Source organism: Gammaproteobacteria bacterium (assembly GCA_016765075.1).
Classification (GTDB): domain Bacteria; phylum Pseudomonadota; class Gammaproteobacteria.
The window spans coordinates 13,795-36,400 of sequence record JAESQP010000147.1; the positions used below are offsets into that span (position 1 = coordinate 13,795).

Below are 22,606 nucleotides of genomic sequence, written 5' to 3' on the forward strand. Positions count from 1 at the left end.
AAACGTAGTGTGTTGGAGAAGTTATTGTGGAAAATGTGGTGGACCGTAGTTCATCATCCGTGTTTGAGTTTACTGATGCAGACTTCCAAAGTGTCCGCCATTTAGTCAAAAAAAATACGGGTATCTCTTTGTCTGAGGCCAAACGCGATATGGTTTATTCGCGTTTAGTCAGACGTTTACGCGAATTAAATATTCAGCGTTTCAGTGATTATTTGGCACTTATCGGTAGTGACGGTGCTGATGATGAACTTATTCAATTTACCAATGCGATCACGACTAATCTAACATCATTTTTTCGCGAGAATCATCATTTTGAGTATCTTGCCGAGACATTACTGCCTGAGTTAATGAAAAAGAAAGCCGCTGAACGAAAGATCCGCATCTGGTGTTGTGCCGCCTCAACCGGGGAAGAACCCTATAGCATTGCTATGGTTGTTAATGAGGTCATTGCCAGAAACAGTGGCTGGGATGTCAAAATTCTTGCAACGGATCTGGATACCAATGTGCTCGCAACAGCTGAAAAGGGCGTCTATTCAATTGACCGTGTTAAAGATATTTCCGATCGCCGCCAGCGACGATTTTTTTTAAAAGGCAGTGGTAGTCATCAAGGTTATGTTCAGGTCAGGCCAGAGTTACGTCAACTCATTACCTATAAAAAACTTAACTTGATGGATGAGTGGCCTATGAGCGGCCCGATAGATATTATTTTTTGTCGAAACGTAGTGATCTATTTTAACAAAGAGACACAAAGAGTTCTTTTGGAACGGTTTGCCCAGTTAGTGGCACCAGAGGCGCATCTGTTCATGGGGCATTCTGAGTCACTGAGTAATGTTAGCGATCAGTTTCAACTTTTAGGAAAAACAATATACAGGTTTTCTGCGTGAGTGCCGCAACAGCATGCGCGCGCTTTTCGGTGACACAGACATCAGAGTGCCCCCCTGCTTTGCCTGGTTTTGAGCATATTCATCGTTATTGGGATAAAACCCGAGGTAAATATGCAGCAAAAATACACCCTGGTGAGCTTTATGTTACCCATACCAGTGAGTTGATATCAACGGTGTTAGGGTCATGTATCGCGGTGTGTATTCGTGATCCTGCCAAGGGAATAGGCGGTATGAATCATTTTATGCTGCCAGCGACCAATAACAAAAAGCTTTCTATTGGTGCAGATCTTAGTGCGGCAGCACGTTATGGAAATTTTGCCATGGAGCATTTGATTAATTCCATCCTGCGTTTTGGTGGCAGTAAGGCCAGATTCGAAATAAAGGTATTTGGTGGCGGTAAGGTTCTTGCCCAAATGACCAATATTGGCTTACAAAACATTAAGTTTGTGCGTGATTACATCAGTATTGAGGGTTTAAAAATTGTTGCCGAAGACACAGGTGGAATTCATCCGCGTAAAGTTGTTTATAACCCTATTTCTGGCAAGGTTGCCATGAAGAAATTAAAGGCGATACATAACAATACAATTGAAGCGCGCGAGACTCGCTACCGAGACGGGTTGTCATTAAGCAAGGTTGAGGGGGAGGTTGATCTCTTTTAGGGGACAGAAAAGGATGAATAGCAAAGCACCTATACGCGTACTTATCGTCGATGACTCGGCGTTGATACGGCAGTTATTAAGCAAAATTTTGTCCGATGACCCTGGCATTGAGGTTGTCGCTACGGCAAATGATCCTTATATCGCACGTGAAAAAATCAAGTTGCTTGAGCCTGATGTGATAACACTTGATGTTGAGATGCCACGTATGGACGGTATTACTTTTCTGCAAAATCTCATGCGCTTACACCCCATCCCCACCATTATGGTGTCATCACTCACCACCAAGGGTGCAGATGTGACAATGCGGGCCTTGGAGCTTGGAGTTATCGATTTTGTCACCAAGCCAGGTGGGGATGTGACGCGCTTGCTCGAAGTGTTTTCTGAAGAAATTATCGCCAAAGTCAAAATGGCTGCCAGCGTTTCCAAAGAAGCCTTGTTACGTAAAGCAGATCAGGCGAGAAGAGTGCCCCGTGCGGCCAATAATAGTGCCACCTTGGCGGCAAGCGCGACACATTTCAAAACCACCGACAAGTTGATTGCGATAGGCGCCTCAACTGGCGGCACTGAAGCGATCAAGGAAGTACTTATGCAGCTACCGCACGATTCGCCAGGTGTGGTGATTTCTCAGCATATTCCCCCTTTGTTTAGTGCGTCCTTTGCAGCACGCATGAATGACGTGTCGGCGTTAGTGGTTTGCGAAGCGCAGGACGGTCAGCAAATACTCAATGGGCATGCTTATGTTGCGCCCGGTGATCAACATTTAAAAGTTGAGCGCAATGGCACTCGGTTTATCTGCAAGCTGGATGACAGCCCGCCAGTGAATCGGCATAAACCCTCGGTTGATGTTATGTTCGGTTCTATTGCAGACAATGTTGGAAACAATGCCGTGGGCGTTATATTGACAGGCATGGGTCATGATGGCGCGCAAGGCTTAAAGAAAATGCACGACCTTGGTGTTGCAACTATCGCACAAGACGAGAAGACAAGTATTGTCTGGGGTATGCCCGGATCAGCGGTAAAGCTTGGTGCAATTGATACTGTTTTGCCGCTGGACAAGGTTGCCGGAAAAATTATTACTCTTGTTAAATAATATAGGACACTATACTAGTTATTAGCACGCTGCGGCTTTTCTTGTCAAATAGCCTGAGCCAATTATTCCACCATTGTTATCGAAATGATAAAGAATGGGTTTGCCCGTGGGCACTTCAAGTTTTTCGACTTCATCAACAGATAGATTATTCAAATATTTGAACAGAGCACGTAAGGTATTGCCATGCGCTGAGATCAAAATGTTTTTTCCATCGCGTATTTGCGGTAGAGCTTTTTCTAACCAGAATTCGATAACCCGTTTTTCAGTCTCTGCCAAGCTTTCCGTATTAGGCAATACGTTCCTTGGTAAGGAATCAAACAGCGAGTCAAAACGAGGGTGGCGTGGGTCATCATCTGTTAAAACGGGAGGATGATCGGTATAGCCACGGCGCCAGCGAAAATACTGTTCCTCACCGTATTTTCCCAAGGTTTCAGTTTTGTTCATACCTTGCAGGGCACCGTAATGACGTTCGTTGATACGCCAATCGATGTCAACAGGGGGTTGCTGGTTAATCTCTTTCAGAATGATGTCCAGAGTCATTTTAGCGCGGGTTAGCATGGAACTGTATGCTTGGTCAAAATTGATATTATGGCTGGCAATGAGTTGGGCGGCTTGTTGCCCTTCAGTTGTGCCACGCTCGGAAAGTGCGATATCGGCCCAGCCAGAGAAGCGGTTTTCGAGATTCCATTGGCTTTGGGCGTGGCGTATGAAGAGTACTGCTGCCTGTTCGGGTTTAGTCTTGGTCAATTTAATCATAGTTAAACTATATCACAATATAGGTATATATTGCAAAAATTAATTAATGATCTAGTTTGGTTTCGAGACGATACCGGTTGCTGAAAATAAATGGCGCGGGGAGGCTTACTACTGTGTCGTTGGTTTCTATTATTTTCAGGGCGTATCTATTATGCACCAGCATGCCTGTGTCATCAGGCTCGGATCTTGCGCTGGCAAGCACATATATGAGGTATACCCTTCAGCTAGTATTCAGTGGCAGTTCGATAACATAGATACCAGTAACTCGCTAAGTCAGACATATCGCTGTAGAGGCTATTGATGATTTAGAGGGTAGTTGAAATGCCGATTATTCCTCTCCTGGCATGTGTTCGTCCTTACTTGGCCCCGCCACCGTGTATTCGGGGGCGGGGATTTTTTAATTGAGGCGAGGTTTTATCCTTTGCTTCTTGCTGAATTGGCTTTTCAGGAAATCCATTTGGTCGCTAAGAATGCGTCGATTACGCAATACCAGCCATTCTGCAAAATTGGGTGCGTACGGTATTGCATGCAACTTCATATGTGCCTGCTCAGGTGTGCGACAGCCTTTGCGTTGATTACATTTAACACAGGCAGTAATCACGTTAGTCCAGGTGTCAGTGCCACCGCGTGAAATAGGCACCACATGATCACGCGTTAAACGGCCATCGGAGAAGGTGTCTACGCAGTACATACACATGTGTTGGTCGCGGCGAAACAGTTCGCGATTGGTTAAGGGTGGGACGACAGTGAATTTGTTGCTATTGGCGAGGCCATGGGTGGCGATAATAGAATCGATCTCGATCCAGGAGCGTTTACCGGAAATGCGATTAGTGCCGCCATGAATGCGAAAGTGATTTTCGCCTAAGGTCCAGGCGATCATCTCCTTAGAATAGAGCGTCACGGCATCCTGCCAGTTAACCCAGCCCATTGCCTTACCAGAACGATCCAACCTCAGAATCAGCGGGTGCATGTTTATGTTCCCCGTATTCGCTACGTTTCCTTTGGGTACCTGATCATACTAGCCCTTATGCCCCGTAAAATTCAAGGCAAAGCTCAAGTTAATCAGTATGATGATTTACCTGCTTGTTGGCAGAGGCAGCAAGTAATGCTATAGAGATGTCGCAAGCTATGTTCAGCGTCGCTTCGCAGTGACATGAGTTTTGGCGTTTACACTATCTCGCAAGTATTCGATAAGCAAGATATCGCTAACGTCAGTCGTGCGTAAAATATGCTGCATAGTCTCTGAGATCATTAACCACCTCGTGGTTGATGACTTGTAAAATATCACCCGCAATGAGTCCTGCTCTGGCAGCAGCGAGCCAGTGATAACATTGCTTAAACGCACACCTGTGCCAGCGTAATCACAGTCAGGAACTGTGCCGATGCTGGCTTTCTTACTCACCGATCCCGTCGGTGGCAGGCTCTGTCGTGTTGTTTAGCTGCCATCAGGCAGCTTCATTTCACCAAGTTGCGTTGTTAGCGGTGCAGGGCGCTTTGCTAAATATTCCAATGTTTCTCGTACTACACTGGCGACTTTAACAAGGCCTGCACTATCTATCTTATCTACAGTGTCACTGGGGCGGTGGTAGTCAAGATGAATGCCACTGAAAAATTGTACGCCAGGTACGCCAATTTCATGAAAGTTAACATGATCACTGGCGCCAAAAGGTCGCTTGTTGAGTTTGGTTTTAATGCCGGTGACAAAGCCAACGCCACGAAAGATATGCACCCATTCGCTCGCCGAGTCAGCGCCAAAAATACTGATAATGTTATCACCTAAACGACCCACCGCATCGAGGTTCAATATGGCTATCGCTTGCTTTACTGGATAGCGAACATTATTAGTAACGTAATAATCAGAGCCTAGTAGACCCGCTTCTTCACCAGTAAAGGCAACAAATATGACTGTACGTTCTGGCTGCCATGCTTTACCTAAAACACGAGCCAGCTCTAACATCACGGCAACGCCGCTGGCATTGTCATCGGCGCCGGGGTGTATTTTCCCTTTATTGCCTTCGCGCACATCTGGCCAACCACGACCGAGATGATCGTAGTGGGCGCCAACGACAACACTTTGGCCTATATATAAAGGGTTAGTTCCAGGCAAAATTCCAATGACGTTTTTAAGTGTAATATCAGTACCGAGTTTGGCAATATCGGCACGCCATTGTTGAAAATAATCATCGTCATAGGTTTGCAGGCCGGCTTGTTGAAACACATTGGCAATATAGTCAGCGGCCACATCAAGTTCGTCGCTGCCAAGCCCTCGCCCCGCAAGTTTCTTGCCTGCAAGGTAGTTAATATCGTCCATCATGCGCTGCTCGGAAAATACTGGTGCTAGCTCGGCTAACGCAGGGCGTGGTACAGATTTTAAGGGCGCTATTGTCTTATCACTTAAGATTTTAAGTAAAGGCGAATGAAGCACTGGCCATTGCCCCTTACTAACATTTTCGGGTTCATTGCCAGTAAAGGCGAGATAGCTGTATTTTCCATAGTGTGGCAATTTGCGTGCTATGCCGGGCAGGGCAGCGAGATTCTCGCTAGCAAGCCAGAGAATAGTCTGAGCAGGGTTCTGCGGGTGGCGACTAGTGACAACAACCGAATGTGTGTCACGTGAATAGATATTGCTGCCAATGACAAGTTGGTCATTATCAATAACACTTTTGTGAGCCGTGATCTGGTCTGATATCACATGCCGAAAGTGGTTGTTCCAACCGAGTAGCCAGACCGCTTTATCGTCGGGCAAATGTTCAAGTTCTGTATCCAGTATGAGCGTCAATTGAACACGCTGACCTTGTTGCCAGCTTGAAATAAGTTGGCGATAGGCATCGATGGTTTCATCATTTGCTGACCCGGGTAGCACAGCCAAGGCTTCGCTTGCACCAAACCCTTGTGACAAGGCGGACGGAATTTCGCGAGCATCTAGCCGGCGAAATACATCAAACTCGGGGTCAACCATGACGCTAAGAAGGGTTGCAGGGGCATTGATGGCAATGCTGTTGCGGCGTTTGTTTAGAGAAAGTAAAAATTTTTCAGAATGTCCATCAGAAAATTGTGCAATGACGGGTACAGTGAGATCGTAAAGTGCATCGCTCTGTGTTTGTTCTATTTCTATGATTAATTTTTCGCTCGTATCGGGTAGCTGAATATGTTTGACCTTGCTCAGGCGTAAACTCGGCGCGCCACTGCGATCAAGCCATTGTGTGAAAAAGGTGCTGAGGTCTTTTTTTGAAACTTCGCTAAAGACTTTGGCGAGATCGCTAAAGCTGGCTTTTTTAAAGCGGTATTGTTTATAGAGTTGGCGCAGGCCTTGGCTAAACGTTTCATCACCCAGTTTTATTCTGAGCATATGAAATAACATCAATGACTTGCCATAGCCTACTGCTTCAGATGCAGAATCATGCCGTGAGCGAAATTGATTTAAGGGGAAGTCGCGGCCGGAACTCACGTAGTCGCTATATTTTTGCAGGCTATTGCGACGGTACAGGACAGCATTGCCGCGTTGTTCGGCAATTAAATGATCAGCAAGGTACGCGGTAAGTCCTTCAGCCCAATTACCATTTTGGTGGTCGACAAAGACACTATTACCCCACCAGTTATGCAAAATCTCATGTGGGTATGAGCTATGTAATATAAAGGGAAAGCGCATAACACGCGGGCCAAGCAAAGTGAATGAGGGCATGCCAAAGCCGGTTTCCCAAAAATTTTCTATTGCGGCAAATTTTTGATAAGGGTATTTGCCAAGAAGTTTTTCATACATCGCTAGATACTGAGCGCCAATATCGAGATATTGTTGCGCTAATGATGGATCATCCTCGCGTAAATAAACCTGTACTTCGATATTATCGGCTTGTTGGCTGTAGAGTTTAAACGGTGCAGCCACAAGATAAATATCATCTTGTGGTGACCGTTCGACCCAGCAAACGTTGTTCATGTCGCCAAGGGGGTCATGCTCTGTCTTTGCTCCTGCACTGACTGCAAGCCAAGGCGATGGTATGCTGATTTCAAGTTCAAAGCTAACCAAGCTATTGGCAATAGTTGGATACCAGGCAGAACCGCCATCAAGAAAAACACCATTTTCATCGATAATACCTTCAGTAGAACTGAAGCTGCGTGCACCATCGAAGTTGGGTTGCTGTAAATCGTGATTGATGACGCCTGCATAGCGCAGCGTAATACGCTTGCTATCCGGTATTTCTGTTAAACGATAAAGACTAAGATGCGAGGATATGTTTTGTTGCGTTAGTTTTTCAATAGCATCATGCTGTTCAAGTATCAGATCACGATGCAATAAAAACTCGACTGAATCGTTATTGTGAGCAAACTCATCGGTAAAACTCAGGGTGTCAATAACGCTAATATGCGACTGCGCAGGATCAATCACGACCTTGAGTTGATGATGGATGGTGGCATTAGCACAATGGCTAAATAGCAATAACAGTAATAAAAATGAACGTAGGCGTAGTGGCATCATAAAAATAGTAAAGGTATTTGTGTTCGGCAGGATAGTGGTTAAAAAACCCTTTCCTGGGCCGCTGAAATGGTTCGTTAATCGCTAAGTGTTGGCAAGTATATCAATAGCATGAGCGCCAACAAAGAGACGGCCCAGATGACAATGTAGAGTACGACCGATTGTTTAGCTTTGTTTTTTTCAAGCCATGTTCGGGGTTTGATGCCACGTACCAGTAAAACAATTTTTGCGGAAAGATTAACGCAGACGATATTAACTGAAAGCAGTAACCCTGCGCCATAGGCAAGTTGATACTCTTGGTTGGCAGCCATAATACCGATGGTCGCGGCAGGTGGTAGTAGTGCGACGGCGACCATGACACCAACTAACACACTGGGCAAGCCAGTAGTGAGAGATAAAACGGCTGCCGCGCCCGATGCCAAGGCAAGCGCTGCGCCGCTAAAGCCAACGTAAGTGCGCGCCATAAGTTCGTTACTGTCAATCGAGCCTGTCCAGATCAAGCCAATAACATATGACAGCGCCAAGACCATGCTCAGGCCTGCAAGCGAACAAATCAATGCCTTTGACATGAGCTTGGTATCGCCAATGGCAGTGCCCAATGCCAGTGCGATATTGGGGCCAAGCAGTGGCGCAATCACCATAGCGCCAATGACCACAGCGACGTTATTTTCAAGTAAGCCTATCGCGGCAACGATGGTGGATAAAAAAACTAACAGTATATAGTTGCTATCTAATTGAGCGCCTTTGTAGACATTATTATAAAGCTCTTCGCGGGTGGTGGTTGCGCTACCTTTTTCCGAGGCGGCTTCATCGGTAGTCTCTGGGTGAGGTATCGAGGCTTCGACAGGAAGAATGAATATTCGATAATTTTTGCTGGTTGAGATGGTCCTTTGCAAAGTATCGATCACGCTTTGCCGGTTCTTGGGCGTGACTAAAAAACGTGCCACTGAGCGCCCATCTTCTTGTGCATTGCCAACCCAAAAATCCGCGACTTTATACTGTTCGGCAATACTGCGTAGTGTGTCGACATGGGCGTTGTCAGCGAGAACCTGGATAATTTTCATTCTAATGTCTCCATTGGCTAGCGTTAGTGTGCCAATATTTTTGCTTATTACGGCATATGTTTGCCGCCATTTGTATCCCAAGGCTCAGTTTTGTCCCCCCTTGAGGGGGCACGTGGCACCCAAAGTGCCTGCGTGATTCAACTGAGATGTCTAGGATTATAACGGTGATATGGGTTATGCGGAATCTTTACAGGGTTCATTCGATTTCCACCTAATAAAACCTGTCCAGACTCGCTAGATAGACGATTCCAGGTAATTTTGATTTATTTAATAAGCATTAGTGGTGATAAGGTTGGCTCAGGTTCACCATTAGCGCGTACAATGTATCGGTTGGCTGTAGATGACAATATAAACCTAAATTAAAGGAGAGAAAGGATATGCTAAGAATTTTATTGTTGGTTGTAATCGTTGGTTTTACGCTCACTGCTTGCAGCGGGGAAGACCTTGATAAGGTGAAGGATGCTGGTAAGGCGACGATGGATAAAGCGGGTGAAATGGCTGGCGATGTGGTCGATGGCGCTAAAGATATGGGTGAAGCGGCTATGGACAAAGGCGCCGAAATGGTCGATGACGGTAAAGAAATGGTAGGTGATGCGGTTGATGCCACTATGGATAAAGGTGCCGAGATGATGGAAGACGGTAAGGAAATGGGTACGGAGGCGATGGACAAAGGTGCCGAGATGATGGAAGACGGCAAGGAGATGGGTGCGAAGGCAGTTGACGGTTAGTCATCGTAAAAATCTTTAATTTTTTTAAAAGGGGCGGTTGATACCGCCCCTTTTAATATGTCTGTTGTTAGTCACGAAAATTATTATATTGCAGCGGAAGCCCAATATCTGATTCGCGCAGCATCTGCATAATCGATTGCAGGTCATCACGTTTTTTACCAGTGACACGGACTTGTTCACCCTGGATGGATGCTTGTACTTTGATTTTGCTGTCTTTAATCAGCTTAACAAGTTTTTTGGCTGTGACGGTATCAACACCTTGTTTTAAAATAAGTGTTTGCCGTGCACGCTGATTAGAGCTTTCAACTTTGCCCGCATCGAGTACGGCAACATCAATGCCGCGCTTGGCTATTTTCAGGTGCAAAATGTCACGCATCTGATCAAGTTGAAACTCATTGGCTGCTTCTAGTTTTATATTGCTGTCTTGGTGCTCGGCCGAGGCATCGCTGCCTTTGAAATCATAACGTGTGCTGACTTCGCGATTGACCTGATCAAGCGCATTAGAGAGTTCGTGCATATCAATTTCAGAAACTACATCAAACGATGGCATATCTCACCTTATCTGTTGGTTAGAGGTTTTTTTAGCCTCTTAGTAGAGTTTTCTCGGCCTGATCCAGCGCTTCAGAAGAACCCTGTAATACTAGTGCATCGCCAGCTTGAAGTACCATATCTGGATTTGGTGGCGTGAATTTTTCACGGCCACGGCGTACGGTATTTAAAGATAACTGGTCTGTCAATAAGTTAAGCTTAGCAATTTTATGGCCAATGGCATGGCTACCAGGAGGCAATACTACGGTATGTTTACGTTCACGGCTGGCATCTTCTATAGCATTAAGTTTATCACCACTAAAGACCTGCCGTAAGCGTTGGTATTTATTGCTGCGAGCATTTTTCACTAAGCGTTTAACTTCGTCTTCATCAATATCAAGCAGGCGTAATAAATGACTTGCTAGCATCATGCTTGCCTCCAGCGCATCGGGGATAACTTCCGAGGCGCCTGCTTGTTCCAGAGACTCCAGGTGTTCGTCGTGTCTTGTTCTAACGATAATAGGAATATCGTTATGATGGCGCCTGACACTTTCAACAATACGGGTCGCGGTATGGAAATCATCAAAGGTGATGACGAGTGCTTTGGCACGCTTGATACCGGCTGCACTAAGCATATCGTGATGTGTCGCATCACCAAAGTAAACCGACTCACCCGCTTCCCATGTTTCTTTGATGACGCTTGGGTTGGTGTCGAAGCCGACATAGGCAATATTTTCTTCTTTAAGAAAGCTGGCCAAATTTTGACCAATACGGCCAAAACCACAGAGAATGACATGGTCTGATAAGTCGCTGCATGCATGACTGATGCGTGTGGTTTTTAGTTGTCGGCCTTTGAGGTATGAGTTTCGAAATAGCCATTTTGCTAATTTACCATTATAGCGAATTAATATTGGCGCCAGTGCCATACTTAAAATAAGTGCTGCAAGAATGGGTTGGCTTTCATCGTTGGTGAGTAAATTTTGCTGTAGTGACAAGGTCAGCAGTGCAAAACCAAATTCACTGCCATGCGCCAGCACTAAAGCGGTGCGAAAGGCGACGCCATTCTCATAGCCCATTGCTCGCACAAGCAGTGCGACCAATAAACCCTTGATAAAAATCAGCCCGACGACAATCAGTGAAATCCAAAGCCAGTGTTCAAGCACACTGGTAATACTTAGCAAACCACCGACACTAATAAAAAACAAACCCATTAAAATATCGCGAAACGGTCGTATCTCAGCTTCAATTTGATGACGATATTCAGTTTCTCCTAGCATCATCCCGGCAAGGAAGGCGCCAAGGGCCAGCGACAAGCCAAGTGATGCGGTAGCGGCAGCAGCGGTTAGCGCAATCAACAAGGTTGTCAGGGTGAATAATTCTGAAGACTTAGCGGCAGAGACGGCATGAAAGACAGGCCTTAGGGCATAACGCCCGACGCCATACATAATGGCAAACGCCAAGGCACCTTTTGCTAGAGCAATAAGCAATGCCACGCTGATATTTTGGCTACCATCGCTGGCTAAAATAGGAATAATGATAAGAAATGGCACAACGGCAATGTCTTGAAAAAGCAATACGCTAATCGACAGGCGGCCATGGCGTGACTGCATTTCCAGTTGTTCGTTGAGTTGCTTACCGACCAGTGCGGTTGATGATAACGCCAGGATGGCGCCTATAATTAATGATGCTTCCCATGATATGCCGGTAAAGTAGGCAATAATGCCGCCGACGGTCACTGAGATAATAACTTGAGCGCCACCGAGACCAAGCACTGCAGTGCGCATAGCGACAAGTTGTGAAATGGAAAACTCAAGACCGATGGTAAAGAGCAGAAAGACTACGCCGATTTCAGCCATCAAGTGAATAGCATCGCCTTCGGGTAGCCAACCCAGTGCGTAGGGGCCAGATATTACACCAACAAACAAATAGCCAATAATGGGTGACAGATTAAAACGACGTAAGGTGGCGACGGCGATCACCGATAGCGCCATTAAAATCAGTATGTCGAGAAAAATTGAATGTTGTTCCATGCTTAAAAAACATCGTTGCTATGATGCGTGTGCCTCTTATCTATCTCAATAAACAGCGGGCAGAAAAATGTAAGATCAAGACTGCATTAGCTATACCAAATATAGCAGTTTATGATAATTAATGTGGCATATGATTTTTTGTTGGACATTTCCTTGCGGTAGGAGTATTAAAATAAGTTGTGCGATATTGTGTACGACTAATGTCACTAGAGTACTTTTAGTAAGGAGGTGTGTATGGCTATTGCAATAACACTTCGAGATTATCTCGACTGTACGGGTGTTCGCTATGGAGTGGTTGATCATCCTTATTCCATTACCAGTATGCAGACGGCGCGAGTCACCCATATCCATGGCAAGCAGCTAGCCAAAGCCGTGGTTTTGCAAGATAGTGAACATTATATTGTTGCAGTGCTACCAGCAGATAAACGGATTCAATTGGGCAAGCTGCGACGTAAGTATCAACGTGTTTTAAGTTTGGCGACAGAAGAAGATGTTGAGCGCTTGTTTTTTGATTGCGCGCCAGGGGCGGCCCCAGCCTTGGGTAAGGCCTATGGTGTCGAGGTGATTTATGACGATAGCATTGCCGATAGTGAAGATATCTATTTTGAAGGTGGCACGCACACAGATTTAGTGCATCTCAGGACAGATGACTTTATAAATCTGTTGAGCGATGCCACACACGGTAATTTTTGTCGCACTGCATAAGACCGGGTAATGGGCGTTATTATAGAAGCGATAGGCAATGGGTACATTTAATGTTCTAAGTATTAAATGAGATTAAATGAGTTTTCGCGTGTTGATTGTGTAATTAAACACTTAGTTTTGATACTATAATTTGCTGGTTATTCTGAGACGATAGTCCTATGCCTGAATCTGATCTCAACATTTTACTAACGCAATTGCACAAGAAGTTGAATGACGTGCAAGGAGCGCAAAGTATTGATGGCGAAGCACACCGTATGCTCGGTATTGTTTCGCAAGATATTGCTGTTGTTCTGGGACGTCACTCGGCGTCATCAGGAAAAAATGAACAAGCGAGTATCGGCAGCCACAGTCTGAAGAGAATGGCAGTTGAGTTTGAGGCCGAGCACCCTCGTTTAGCGCATACCTTGAATGACGTTGCCGATTCGCTAGCAAAAATAGGTATTTAGCGAGCCTTTGATTGATAAATTCGTATTGCAGGCTGAATAAGAGGTTGCTTGGGTTTATATGCTACGAATTTTATTTCTGATTGCATTTAATATTTCTCTATCTGCTTGCAGTAATTTTAGTCAGCCTGGTGCTGCCATTACTGAACAGCAACTTGCTGGTCATGAGACGTTGAGCATTGATACGCTTACCGTAAAAGTTACTGAACAAGGTGATCTGACGGCGACTATGGAGTTGGCGCGACGCTATGCGTTAGGTGATGGAGTTGAGCAGAATGGTGAAACGGCACTGCGTCTATACCAGGTCGTAATAAAATCAGATTATGACTATAACGTGCTTTCGGGATACACAGCGATTGCGCAAACACGAATCGGTAGGCTCTATCTGGATGGGGTGTCGCCAATTAAGCAAGATTTTATCGAAGCTTTTTTGTGGTTTGATCGTGTTATTAACCGCCACGGTCAACATGTTAGCGTCGATAACGAAGCTGTCTTACGCTATCATAATTTTGCACGACTTAATATGACCGATGCCGAACGTGTTGAGTTGAAGCGTCGTTTAAAGCAAAGCCCGTAAATCGTCCGTAAATCTCTAGTAGGCTACGATTTTAAGGTCTTAATTATCGCGGCAGATGCGCTGGCTTTTTCACGTGCGATATGTGTCGCATCTGCTTGGGTAAGAACAACCCCCATACGCCGCTTAATGAAGGATTCTGGTTTGCCAAAAAGTCTTATATCCGTGCCCGGTGTTATAAGCGCTTTATCAATATTGGCAAAGCTAATGCCTGGTTCATTCATGCCGCCATAAATCACTGCACTGGCGCCAGGGTTGCGTAGCTCGGTATTAACGGGCAGGCCTAATATTGCACGGGCATGCAGCTCAAACTCGTTTTGCCATTGTGTCATCATCGTGACCATGCCCGTGTCATGCGGGCGAGGACTGACTTCTGAAAACCACACATTGTCACCATGAATAAATAGTTCGACACCAAAGAGGCCGCGCCCACCCAGATTATCGGTCACAGCCTTAGCAATATTTTTTGATTTTTCTAATGCTTTGGCAGATATCGCTTGTGGTTGCCAACTCTCGACATAATCACCGTCTTTTTGTATGTGGCCAATAGGCTTGCAAAAATGGGTTTCTATTTCTCCTTCAGCGTTGGTTGCACGAACAGTCAATAGAGTGATTTCAAAATCGAAATCAATCATTTCCTCAACAATAACCTTGCCTTTGCTGACACGGCCGCCCTCCATAGCATTATTCCAGGCCTGGTTTATTGCTTTAGAGTCTTTGACTAATGATTGTCCCTTGCCTGATGATGACATAACAGGTTTAACCAGGCAGGGATAGCCAATGCCACCATCAATGGCCATATGTAGTTCATTGACGCTGCTGGCGAAACTATAGCGTGATGTTGGCAGTTCAAGTGTTTCTGCTGCCAGGCGACGGATTCCCTCACGATTCATTGTTAGCTGTACCGCCCGTGCAGAAGGAATAACCTCGGCTAAACCCTGTGCTTCAATGTCGGCCAGTGCATCGGTGGCAATAGCTTCAATCTCAGGCACAATGAGATGCGGTTTTTCTTGTGCAACTAATTTTTTAAGTGCCAGGCCATCGGTCATATCAATAACGTGGGCGCGATGAGCGACTTGGTGACCGGGCGCATTGGCATAACGGTCTACTGCAATTACTTCGACGCCCAGTCGTTGCAAGGCAATAATGACTTCCTTGCCCAGCTCGCCAGCGCCAAGTAACATGACACGAATAGCAGAAGGTGTAAGCGGTGTACCGATAATCATCGTTTGCAGAGCCCTTTTCACAATAGGAGCGAATACAGCTTAGTGTACGTGCAAGCGTCTTATTAATCCAAGGGTGCAATGCATAGTTTGCGTATGCGCAATCAGCGAGGGTATAAGTCAATGGAAAAAGTAAAAAAAACAGAGCATGAGTGGCGCAGTGTTTTAACTGATGAACAGTTTCGTGTTGCGCGCAAGGGCGGTACCGAGCCGGCGTTTTCTGGCGAATATTATAACAATAAAGAGGGTGGCAGTTATCGTTGTATTTGCTGTAATACAGAGCTATTTGGTGCTACAGAGAAATATGATTCAGGCAGTGGTTGGCCCAGCTTTTGGCAACCCGTTAACGATGAGGCGATTGAGCAGTTAACAGATGGTAGCCACGGCATGCAACGTGTTGAAGTACGCTGTGCGAATTGCGAGGCACACTTAGGCCATGTGTTTGCTGATGGTCCGCAGCCCACGGGGCAGCGCTATTGTATTAATTCGGCATCTCTCGATTTTGACTCTAAAGACACCGAATAACGTTAATATCTTTAAGCGATTTTTTTAGTTGCCTGATTTAGCTTAGACGCCAGCGATGGAATTTTTCAACCCAGGCCAATAATTTTTGCGGTGCATGAGCACGTTTCCAATTGCCAGCGACATATTTATTTGATTCAGCCAGGGTAGGGTAGATATGAATCGTACCCAAAATTTTATTCAGCCCAATATTGTGTTTCATCGCCATGATATATTCAGCGATGAGATCGCCAGCATGGTGGCCAACAATCGTCACGCCAAGAATTTTATCTTTGCCAGGGACAGTGAGCACTTTGATAAAGCCATGCGCTTCCTGGTCGGCAATAGCGCGATCAAGATCATCAATATCGTAACGTGTGACTTCATATTTGATGTCTTGTTCTTTAGCATCCGTTTCGTTAAGACCAACACGTGCGACCTCTGGGTCAGTAAAGGTTGCCCAGGGAATCACTGAATAGTCGACTTTAAACTTCTTAAACTTGCCGAACAGGGCATTGACTGCGGCATACCAGGCTTGGTGAGCAGCAGTGTGGGTGAATTGATAAGGTCCTGCAACATCACCGCAGGCATAGATAGTGGGAACATTACTGCGCAGGTATTCATCCACTTCAATGGTGCCACGTGGGGTGATATTGACACCGATCTCTTCCGAGCCAAAGCCTTTGACATTGGCGGCTCTGCCCACTGCCACTAAAATTTCATCGAATGGCACGCTTACTTCGGCATCGTTATACATGCAGATGAGTTGTTTTTCACCGCCGTTGACTTCGACACGGATAGCGCGGTGATCGGTTAAGACATTAATACCTTCATTAGCAAATTTCTTGGTGATAATGTCAGAGACTTCCTCATCTTCACGAATCATGATGCGTGACAGCATTTCAATTTGTGTGACGCTGGAGCCGTGACGGGCAAAGGCCTGTGCCAGTTCGCAACCGATAGGGCCGCCACCTAACACAATTAGACGCTTTGGTAGATCTCTTAAATCCCAGACATTGTCTGAGGTGAGGTAATTGATTTTATCGATGCCTTCAATAGGTGGTACAAAAGGACGTGCGCCTGTTGCGATTATAATATTAGGTGTAGTGATAATTTTGCCGTTAACCTCAACTGTGTACGGGGAGGTCACCTTGGCATCGCCGGTTACGCAGTCAACCCCAAGGCTGCTGTAGCGCTCTATAGAGTCATGTGGTTCGATGGTTTGTACGATTTTTTGTACGCGTTCCATCACATCTTTGAAGTCGAAATCAGCACTAGCCGATTTAAAACCAAATTCTTTGGCGCGTTTCATATACGACAGCATTTTGCCGGATCGAAGTATAGCCTTGCTCGGCACACAACCTGTGTTAAGACAGTCGCCACCCATTTTATGGCGCTCAATCAAGGTGACTTTTGCTTTGACTGCGGCAGCAATATATGAGGTGACTAGGCCTGCCGATCCGCCGCCAATCACTACCATATTAGTGTCGAATTTTTTTGGTTTAGGATAGTTTTTCAGTATCTTATTGGCTTTAACTGTGTCAATAATTTTCTTGGCGATGAGAGGAAATATGCCAAGCAGTAAAAAAGAAAAAATTAGTCCGGGGGAGAGAATATCGCCGAGTGACTCAATTTTACCGAGTTCAGTCCCTGCATTAACAAAAACAAAAGTACCTGCCAGCATGCCGAGCTGGCTGACCCAATAGAAGGTCCACGTCTTAATTTTTGTCAGACCCATCACCAAATTAACGGCAAAGAAAGGAATGGCCGGGATAAGCCTCATGGTGAACAGGTAAAATCCACCTTCTTTTTCTATGCCGTTATTGATAGTTGAGAGGTGTTTGCCGAATTTATTTTGTACGCTGTCTCGTAACAGTAGTTTTGCTACTAGAAAGGCAAGGGTGGCGCCAATAGAGCTGGCAAATGAGACAATGATAACGCCTTTTGAAAGACCAAATATTGCACCAGCAACGAGTGTCAGTATCGCAGCCCCAGGTAATGAAAGCGCAGCAATAGCAACATAAATACCAAAAAATGAAAGCGCCGTCTTAATTGGGTTTTCGTCATAAAGCGCGATGACGTCGTCTTTGATTTCTTTTATTTTTTCAAGCGTAAAATATTGACCGAGATCAAAAACGAAAAAAGAGATGATCAATGCTGCGATCACCGCAATAGCAATAAGTTTTCCCTTGCTCATTTTATTCCTCTGATGTTGAGTGTGTTATGTCGATTGAATTCGTCATTTAATTGGCTCTGTCTGCGGCCGAATATTATTTGGCCTCGTTGAGGCTCCAATCGTAGTCGTAGTCAATATCGCCATCATGGTTTAGCAAACGCTTGGCAAGCTCAGGTTCTGCATGATTTGCCAGTTGTTCTAACAGTTCTTTTTCATTGTTGCCAAAGTCGACTTGATACCAATCGAATATTTTCGACAATAACAGGTCTTCACCATCGACAGTAACTCCCCTTGGGTTATTAATGTAATCCTTGGCTGCGGTAGTCAGTTGTTCGTCGGTGTTTTCCGCTGTATAGGCAATGGCGCTGAGGTTGGGGCAGCTGTAACTGGCACAGTTAACGACATAATGAATGCGTGAATCCTGCCAAATGGGGCGAAGAATGCCGTGTTCGATATCATTGAGGCTAAGTTTTTGTCCGGCTATCTTCAGGTATTTTTTGTTCCAGGGGCCGGGCGAGAAGAATGAGCCACCAATTTTAAGTATTGACTTTGTTGGGTAGGCGTCGAGCACGACATCTATGGTTAAGGCGTTATACAAATTGATCCAGTAGGCCATTTGTTCGGCGCGGTCATATTGACGAGGGTCAATGGCTTGTAGTGTTGTCAGGTAAGCCTTAAGGGCTTTATGATCGCTATTGCTGACAGCGCCATATTTGAACAAGTTAACGCCGTTGTTTCCGGCAACAAGATATTCATCGAGCAAGCTTTGCCAGGCCTGGTGATCGATAGTGTTGTTCTCAGCATGATCCAACCAAAAATCAATTAACTTTGCTTCGGGCGCAGCTGAGGCAGTTTGGCTAACGATAATAAGGCTCAGCAGGCTAAGCATACATAACGATTTGCGAAATAAGTGTTTAGTTTGATTTAGCATAATGGTTCCAAAAATGGTTAGTTAGTGATGGCGCTAAAGTTAGGAGGAATATGCTAACGCTTAAAATTCACGAAAGTCTAGCCGAGATTTAAAATTTTCCAATTTAAGGCAATTTTCCAATTTAAGGCTGTGTTTAGGTAGCTAATACCCATATAGTCAGAGGCTAGCCCGCATTTCTCACCAGGTGGCGAGATGATCGCGCGGAGATTTGGATTCACAAGGGATTTTACGAAGGAGCGGAATAACAGAGTGTATTTCCGACTGAGTAAAATCCCTTGTGGATTCAAAGATCAAGCGAGGGCTCGTCAATCTGGTGAGAAATGCGGGCTAGTATAGTCTTGCTATAATGCCACGATATCTGCCGTCGTGCAGTGAATGGCTGAGTAAGGATGACAGAGATCAATAACCAAGAGGCGGAGCAGTTACAACTACGTGCTGATTTGCAGGAGCTTAAAGTAGAGCACCGAGATCTGGATGAAGCGATTGCTTCACTGGCAGAGAATCCGGCTGTCGATCAAGTACGTTTGCGCCGCCTCAAGAAACGCAAGCTGATTTTAAAGGACATGATCGCGAGCATGGAAAGCGAGCTGATTCCGGATCTCAATGCTTGATCTGAATGCTGGCGCTCTGCTAGCTAGCCGATAACGGTTTTATTTTACTGTATTGCCCCCACATTCCCTTATGGATAACAACCAGCAACAACTCCCTGATACACGCAAAATAGGTCAGTGGATGATCTATATCATGTGGGCTATCGTTTTGCTGGGCTTGACCTATTTTTTCGGTGGGCTACTGGATAAGCAACGTAACCCCAATCAGCAGGTGACTGGTCGTGTTAGCGTTGAGGGTAAGCCCGAAGTCATTTTAGAGCGTAACCGCTATGGTCATTACGTTGCCAGTGGCAAAATAAATGGTCACGATGTGGTGTTCTTGCTCGATACCGGCGCCACCAATGTCAGTATCCCCGAGGCGGTTGCACAGCGTGTTGGCCTGCGTCGTGGCGCTGGTCATCGTGTGATAACGGCCAATGGCATAGTGCAAGTTTTTGCCACGCAGCTTGATCGAGTCGAGCTGGGAGTCATTCAATTAAATGACGTCAGGGCGAGTATTAATCCGCATATGGATGGCGAAGAAATTTTGCTTGGCATGTCTTTTTTACGGCAGTTGGATTTTTCCCAAATTGGCAAGCAGCTAACTTTAAAACAACGTATTCCCTTCAATGGGGAGTAAAAAGAACTCTCGTGGTTCAGCGTTTAAAATTGGAAGTAATTTATGAGTGATAGTCATTCGTCATTGGCAACAGATCAGCCACTTATTGTGCGTGAGATCAATGGTACGAAATTTACCATTCTTGGTACCGCCCATGTGTCTCAAACTAGTGCTGATGCTGTTGCAGCATTAATAGCCCAGGACGATTTCGATGCGGTAGCGATAGAACTGTGTGCCGATCGGTTGCGTTCGATTGACAATGCTGATGCCGATGCGCAGCTTGATTTGTTTCAGGTCATTCGTGCCGGCAAAGTGCCAATGGTGGCTGCCAGTTTAATGTTAGGTGCTTACCAGCAGCGGTTAGCCGATAAACTTGGCATTAAGCCTGGCGCTGAAATGCGCGTGGCGATAGAGCGTACCCGTGAGGAGAATATTCCCTTGCTGCTGATTGATCGTAATATCGGTACTACCTTACGTCGCGTCTATAAAGGCGTGCCCTGGTACAAACGCATGATGCTGGTTTCCGGGTTATTTGGCAGTTTGCTAAGTCGTGCTGATGTATCCGAGGCAGACATCGAACAACTCAAACGTGGCGATATGTTAAACCAGGTGTTCAGTGAATTCTCAGGTGAAGCGCCAGAGATTTATCAATCGTTGGTTGATGAACGTGATCAGTACATGGCGGCCAAGCTGGGTCAATACGCAAAAGACCACCCAGGACAGAAGGTGTTAGTGGTTGTGGGTGCGGGTCATCTCAATGGTATGGCTAGCTATATTGATACACCACCTGATGATCTTGATCAGTGTTTGCAAAATTTAAACACCATTGCTAAAGGTCATAGTGTCTTAAAATGGCTACCGTGGTTGATCGCAGCGTTAGTCATTACGGGTTTTGCCATTGGTTTCTCACGTAGCCCCGAACTGGGTTGGCAATTATTATTGGAATGGCTGCTAATTAATGGTGGTCTTGCTGCGTTGGGCGGCATCATTGCGTTGGCACACCCGCTGACAATTGTTACCGCATTTTTTGCTGCGCCCCTAACATCACTTAATCCTATGCTTGGGGTAGGCATGGTGACCGGTTTGGTTGAAACTATGCTGCGCAAACCCAGAGTCATGGATTTTAAGCGTTTGAGGGAGGATGCCACTTCACTTAAAGGCTGGTATCACAACCGAGTATCACGCACCTTGCTGGTTTTTTTACTGACAACAGTAGGCTCCGCCATTGGAACTTATGTTGCGGGGTTCCGTATCGTACAGTTGTTAGGGAGTCATTGAGCAGCCTGGTAAGTCTCACAAAGCCTGATCTAAGCGCATATAATGGGTGTGCAACGCGGGGGGCGTAGTTTATTGGTTGCCCCAGATAGTCATTAGTCGACACTACAAATCTTATTGACAATCATTATCATTTGCATTACTGTGGGTTCCAAGTGAACGTTTTATCTTTTTTTGCGTTCAGGAGGTTCGGCTAATGTACGTTTGTCTCTGCCACGGTATTACCGAGCGCGATATTGAATCCGCGGTTGATGACGGTGCACGTTCACTTAAAGATTTGTCGGACACGCTAGGTGTCGCAACGCAATGTGGCAAGTGTTGTTGCCATGCCAAACAGTGTATTCGTGAGTCATTAGACTCGCAGCATGAGCGTCAGCAAGTGCATTATGCCTCTGCTACGGTCAGTGACATGGTGGCAACAAGTTTCGCTAGCTAGCGAAACTCCTCTAAAACAGTAGGTTCTTTGAAACAGAGGAGACCATAACTGTTTGCTTTCTCTGATATTTCATTAAGACAATAAAAAAAGGGCTGTATTACAGCCCTTTTTTGTTATTGGTCGAACTGCTTGCTCATGTTCAAGTCCACGTTTGGGTTGGTTACGTAGAGAGCTACGCTGGTATATAAACTACTCCGATATATAAACTACTCTGGCATATCGTAAGCAGCAGATTGCAAATAATTTTGTATGCCTAGCTTTTCAACCAATTCTATTTCGGTTTCTAACCAGTCGATGTGCTCTTCTTCACTTTCGAGAATGTTAGTAAATAAATCACGTGTGACGTAATCTTTTACTTCTTCACAATGAGCGATACCGGCTGTGTAGTGTGCGTGAGCAATGTATTCTTGCTTGAGGTCAGCCGCCAGCATTTCAGGCACATCTTGACCAATGAGTAATTTGCCCAGGTCTTGCACATTAGGCAGCCCTTCCAGCAGCAAAATGCGTTCAATGATCTGATCAGCATGTTTCATCTCATCAATGGATTCTTTAAATTCCATTTTACCGAGCTTTTTAAAGCCCCAGTTTTCATACATCCTGGCGTGTAAAAAATATTGATTAATGACAGTCAGTTCATTTTTTAATGCACCATTTAAAAACTCCAGCACCTTTGCATCGCCTTTCATTGTGTTTACTCCCATGTTGTCACCACCTGTTTCTCAGGTTGGAGATAATTAGCCTGCTTATATTACGGCTAAGCTAACATTCGGCAGCTTTTTAGTCAACTTAAGTTATTGTTTTTTAAAGATAAATAAGAATAGTTTTCATTTCGATAACGTTTGTGTTTATGACTCATGTTGTGTGCTTCTTTACTCGCCTTTGTGTCCTGTTACAGTGCTAATCGTTTACAATGCGAAGGCGAA

General features: G+C 45.4%; 21 protein-coding genes and 1 pseudogene. 12 read left to right on the plus strand and 10 right to left on the minus strand.

Annotated features, from left to right (window positions below; genetic code table 11):
- The first annotated feature begins 23 nt into the window (after window positions 1-23).
- From JKY90_09100 to JKY90_09110, 3 genes are read left to right on the plus strand one after another with little or no spacing between them, the layout of a single operon-like run.
- Window positions 24-884 carry a chemotaxis protein CheR gene (locus tag JKY90_09100; GenBank protein MBL4852413.1) on the plus strand — a complete coding sequence of 287 codons (861 nt, stop codon included), beginning with the start codon at window positions 24-26 and terminating at the stop codon, window positions 882-884.
- 29 nt (window positions 885-913) lie between these two features.
- Window positions 914-1,543: a chemoreceptor glutamine deamidase CheD gene (gene cheD, locus JKY90_09105; protein MBL4852414.1), complete on the plus strand. Its 630-nt coding sequence runs from the start codon at window positions 914-916 to the stop codon at window positions 1,541-1,543.
- Window positions 1,544-1,556: 13 nt separating this feature from the next.
- Window positions 1,557-2,633, plus strand: a complete 1,077-nt coding sequence (locus JKY90_09110) for a chemotaxis response regulator protein-glutamate methylesterase (protein ID MBL4852415.1) — start codon at window positions 1,557-1,559, stop codon at window positions 2,631-2,633.
- A gap of 21 nt (window positions 2,634-2,654) precedes the next feature.
- Here JKY90_09110 and JKY90_09115 read toward each other — a convergent pair whose 3' ends face one another.
- The 4 genes and pseudogenes from JKY90_09115 to JKY90_09130 all read right to left on the minus strand — a co-directional run bounded on the left by JKY90_09115 (window position 2,655) and on the right by JKY90_09130 (window position 8,924).
- On the minus strand, window positions 2,655-3,389 hold the full coding sequence (locus JKY90_09115; protein ID MBL4852416.1) for a 2,3-bisphosphoglycerate-dependent phosphoglycerate mutase: 735 nt from the start codon (window positions 3,387-3,389) through the stop codon (window positions 2,655-2,657).
- Between the two features lie 397 nt (window positions 3,390-3,786).
- A complete protein-coding gene (locus JKY90_09120) occupies window positions 3,787-4,359 on the minus strand; it encodes an HNH endonuclease (protein ID MBL4852417.1) in 573 nt (190 codons plus the stop codon).
- 162 nt (window positions 4,360-4,521) lie between these two features.
- A pseudogene (locus JKY90_09125) lies at window positions 4,522-7,863 on the minus strand (M20/M25/M40 family metallo-hydrolase).
- Between the two features lie 74 nt (window positions 7,864-7,937).
- Window positions 7,938-8,924 (minus strand): TIGR00341 family protein, encoded by a 987-nt coding sequence (locus tag JKY90_09130; protein ID MBL4852418.1) that lies wholly within the window; start codon window positions 8,922-8,924, stop codon window positions 7,938-7,940.
- 377 nt (window positions 8,925-9,301) lie between these two features.
- Between JKY90_09130 and JKY90_09135 the strand changes: the two genes are divergently transcribed.
- The gene (locus tag JKY90_09135; GenBank protein MBL4852419.1) at window positions 9,302-9,652 is read left to right on the plus strand and encodes a hypothetical protein; all 351 of its coding nucleotides are present in this window, start codon (window positions 9,302-9,304) and stop codon (window positions 9,650-9,652) included.
- A gap of 67 nt (window positions 9,653-9,719) precedes the next feature.
- On the opposite strand, the gene JKY90_09140 is transcribed toward JKY90_09135, so the two are convergent.
- Both JKY90_09140 and JKY90_09145 read right to left on the minus strand, forming a co-directional pair.
- Window positions 9,720-10,202 carry a YajQ family cyclic di-GMP-binding protein gene (locus tag JKY90_09140; protein ID MBL4852420.1) on the minus strand — a complete coding sequence of 161 codons (483 nt, stop codon included), beginning with the start codon at window positions 10,200-10,202 and terminating at the stop codon, window positions 9,720-9,722.
- 31 nt (window positions 10,203-10,233) lie between these two features.
- Window positions 10,234-12,210, minus strand: coding sequence for a cation:proton antiporter (locus JKY90_09145; GenBank protein ID MBL4852421.1), 1,977 nt, complete (start codon window positions 12,208-12,210; stop codon window positions 10,234-10,236).
- Between the two features lie 234 nt (window positions 12,211-12,444).
- Between JKY90_09145 and JKY90_09150 the strand changes: the two genes are divergently transcribed.
- The 3 genes from JKY90_09150 to JKY90_09160 all read left to right on the plus strand — a co-directional run bounded on the left by JKY90_09150 (window position 12,445) and on the right by JKY90_09160 (window position 13,935).
- Entirely contained in the window at window positions 12,445-12,915 is a 471-nt protein-coding gene (locus JKY90_09150) for a YbaK/EbsC family protein (protein ID MBL4852422.1), read from the plus strand.
- 158 nt (window positions 12,916-13,073) lie between these two features.
- Window positions 13,074-13,361, plus strand: a complete 288-nt coding sequence (locus tag JKY90_09155) for a DUF4404 family protein (GenBank protein ID MBL4852423.1) — start codon at window positions 13,074-13,076, stop codon at window positions 13,359-13,361.
- A gap of 58 nt (window positions 13,362-13,419) precedes the next feature.
- Complete coding sequence (locus JKY90_09160; protein ID MBL4852424.1) at window positions 13,420-13,935, plus strand: sel1 repeat family protein; 516 nt, start codon at window positions 13,420-13,422, stop codon at window positions 13,933-13,935.
- A gap of 23 nt (window positions 13,936-13,958) precedes the next feature.
- On the opposite strand, the gene purT is transcribed toward JKY90_09160, so the two are convergent.
- Window positions 13,959-15,158, minus strand: coding sequence for a formate-dependent phosphoribosylglycinamide formyltransferase (purT, locus tag JKY90_09165; GenBank protein ID MBL4852425.1), 1,200 nt, complete (start codon window positions 15,156-15,158; stop codon window positions 13,959-13,961).
- A gap of 120 nt (window positions 15,159-15,278) precedes the next feature.
- Here purT and msrB point away from each other — a divergent pair, with 120 nt between their 5' ends.
- Window positions 15,279-15,680 carry a peptide-methionine (R)-S-oxide reductase MsrB gene (msrB, locus tag JKY90_09170; protein MBL4852426.1) on the plus strand — a complete coding sequence of 134 codons (402 nt, stop codon included), beginning with the start codon at window positions 15,279-15,281 and terminating at the stop codon, window positions 15,678-15,680.
- Window positions 15,681-15,717: 37 nt separating this feature from the next.
- On the opposite strand, the gene JKY90_09175 is transcribed toward msrB, so the two are convergent.
- Together JKY90_09175 and JKY90_09180 are read right to left on the minus strand one after the other, a co-directional pair.
- Entirely contained in the window at window positions 15,718-17,853 is a 2,136-nt protein-coding gene (locus JKY90_09175) for an FAD-dependent oxidoreductase (protein MBL4852427.1), read from the minus strand.
- 73 nt (window positions 17,854-17,926) lie between these two features.
- Window positions 17,927-18,721, minus strand: a complete 795-nt coding sequence (locus JKY90_09180; GenBank protein MBL4852428.1) for a DUF547 domain-containing protein — start codon at window positions 18,719-18,721, stop codon at window positions 17,927-17,929.
- A 431-nt stretch (window positions 18,722-19,152) separates the two neighbouring features.
- Between JKY90_09180 and JKY90_09185 the strand changes: the two genes are divergently transcribed.
- The 4 genes from JKY90_09185 to JKY90_09200 all read left to right on the plus strand — a co-directional run bounded on the left by JKY90_09185 (window position 19,153) and on the right by JKY90_09200 (window position 21,683).
- On the plus strand, window positions 19,153-19,374 hold the full coding sequence (locus JKY90_09185) for a DUF465 domain-containing protein (protein ID MBL4852429.1): 222 nt from the start codon (window positions 19,153-19,155) through the stop codon (window positions 19,372-19,374).
- 70 nt (window positions 19,375-19,444) lie between these two features.
- On the plus strand, window positions 19,445-19,993 hold the full coding sequence (locus tag JKY90_09190) for a TIGR02281 family clan AA aspartic protease (protein ID MBL4852430.1): 549 nt from the start codon (window positions 19,445-19,447) through the stop codon (window positions 19,991-19,993).
- Window positions 19,994-20,035: 42 nt separating this feature from the next.
- Window positions 20,036-21,250, plus strand: coding sequence for a TraB/GumN family protein (locus JKY90_09195; GenBank protein ID MBL4852431.1), 1,215 nt, complete (start codon window positions 20,036-20,038; stop codon window positions 21,248-21,250).
- A gap of 193 nt (window positions 21,251-21,443) precedes the next feature.
- Entirely contained in the window at window positions 21,444-21,683 is a 240-nt protein-coding gene (locus tag JKY90_09200) for a bacterioferritin-associated ferredoxin (GenBank protein ID MBL4852432.1), read from the plus strand.
- A 206-nt stretch (window positions 21,684-21,889) separates the two neighbouring features.
- Here the strand turns inward: JKY90_09200 and bfr are convergent, their stop codons facing one another.
- Window positions 21,890-22,369: a bacterioferritin gene (gene bfr, locus JKY90_09205; GenBank protein MBL4852433.1), complete on the minus strand. Its 480-nt coding sequence runs from the start codon at window positions 22,367-22,369 to the stop codon at window positions 21,890-21,892.
- Between the last annotated feature and the right edge of the window lie 237 nt (window positions 22,370-22,606).

What these genes read in the sequence shown, in the direction of transcription:
- JKY90_09155 (MBL4852423.1), top strand. Translation starts at nt 13,074, where the DNA reads ATGCCTGAATCTGATCTCAACATTTTACTAACGCAATTGCACAAGAAG.
- JKY90_09120 (MBL4852417.1), bottom strand. Translation starts at nt 4,359, where the DNA reads ATGCACCCGCTGATTCTGAGGTTGGATCGTTCTGGTAAGGCAATGGGC.
- JKY90_09185 (MBL4852429.1), top strand. Translation starts at nt 19,153, where the DNA reads ATGACAGAGATCAATAACCAAGAGGCGGAGCAGTTACAACTACGTGCT.
- JKY90_09180 (MBL4852428.1), bottom strand. Translation starts at nt 18,721, where the DNA reads ATGCTTAGCCTGCTGAGCCTTATTATCGTTAGCCAAACTGCCTCAGCT.
- purT (MBL4852425.1), bottom strand. Translation starts at nt 15,158, where the DNA reads ATGATTATCGGTACACCGCTTACACCTTCTGCTATTCGTGTCATGTTA.
- msrB (MBL4852426.1), top strand. Translation starts at nt 15,279, where the DNA reads ATGGAAAAAGTAAAAAAAACAGAGCATGAGTGGCGCAGTGTTTTAACT.
- JKY90_09130 (MBL4852418.1), bottom strand. Translation starts at nt 8,924, where the DNA reads ATGAAAATTATCCAGGTTCTCGCTGACAACGCCCATGTCGACACACTA.
- JKY90_09115 (MBL4852416.1), bottom strand. Translation starts at nt 3,389, where the DNA reads ATGATTAAATTGACCAAGACTAAACCCGAACAGGCAGCAGTACTCTTC.
- JKY90_09150 (MBL4852422.1), top strand. Translation starts at nt 12,445, where the DNA reads ATGGCTATTGCAATAACACTTCGAGATTATCTCGACTGTACGGGTGTT.
- JKY90_09160 (MBL4852424.1), top strand. Translation starts at nt 13,420, where the DNA reads ATGCTACGAATTTTATTTCTGATTGCATTTAATATTTCTCTATCTGCT.
- JKY90_09135 (MBL4852419.1), top strand. Translation starts at nt 9,302, where the DNA reads ATGCTAAGAATTTTATTGTTGGTTGTAATCGTTGGTTTTACGCTCACT.
- JKY90_09140 (MBL4852420.1), bottom strand. Translation starts at nt 10,202, where the DNA reads ATGCCATCGTTTGATGTAGTTTCTGAAATTGATATGCACGAACTCTCT.
- bfr (MBL4852433.1), bottom strand. Translation starts at nt 22,369, where the DNA reads ATGAAAGGCGATGCAAAGGTGCTGGAGTTTTTAAATGGTGCATTAAAA.
- JKY90_09110 (MBL4852415.1), top strand. Translation starts at nt 1,557, where the DNA reads ATGAATAGCAAAGCACCTATACGCGTACTTATCGTCGATGACTCGGCG.
- JKY90_09175 (MBL4852427.1), bottom strand. Translation starts at nt 17,853, where the DNA reads ATGAGCAAGGGAAAACTTATTGCTATTGCGGTGATCGCAGCATTGATC.
- JKY90_09200 (MBL4852432.1), top strand. Translation starts at nt 21,444, where the DNA reads ATGTACGTTTGTCTCTGCCACGGTATTACCGAGCGCGATATTGAATCC.
- JKY90_09190 (MBL4852430.1), top strand. Translation starts at nt 19,445, where the DNA reads ATGGATAACAACCAGCAACAACTCCCTGATACACGCAAAATAGGTCAG.
- JKY90_09195 (MBL4852431.1), top strand. Translation starts at nt 20,036, where the DNA reads ATGAGTGATAGTCATTCGTCATTGGCAACAGATCAGCCACTTATTGTG.
- JKY90_09145 (MBL4852421.1), bottom strand. Translation starts at nt 12,210, where the DNA reads ATGGAACAACATTCAATTTTTCTCGACATACTGATTTTAATGGCGCTA.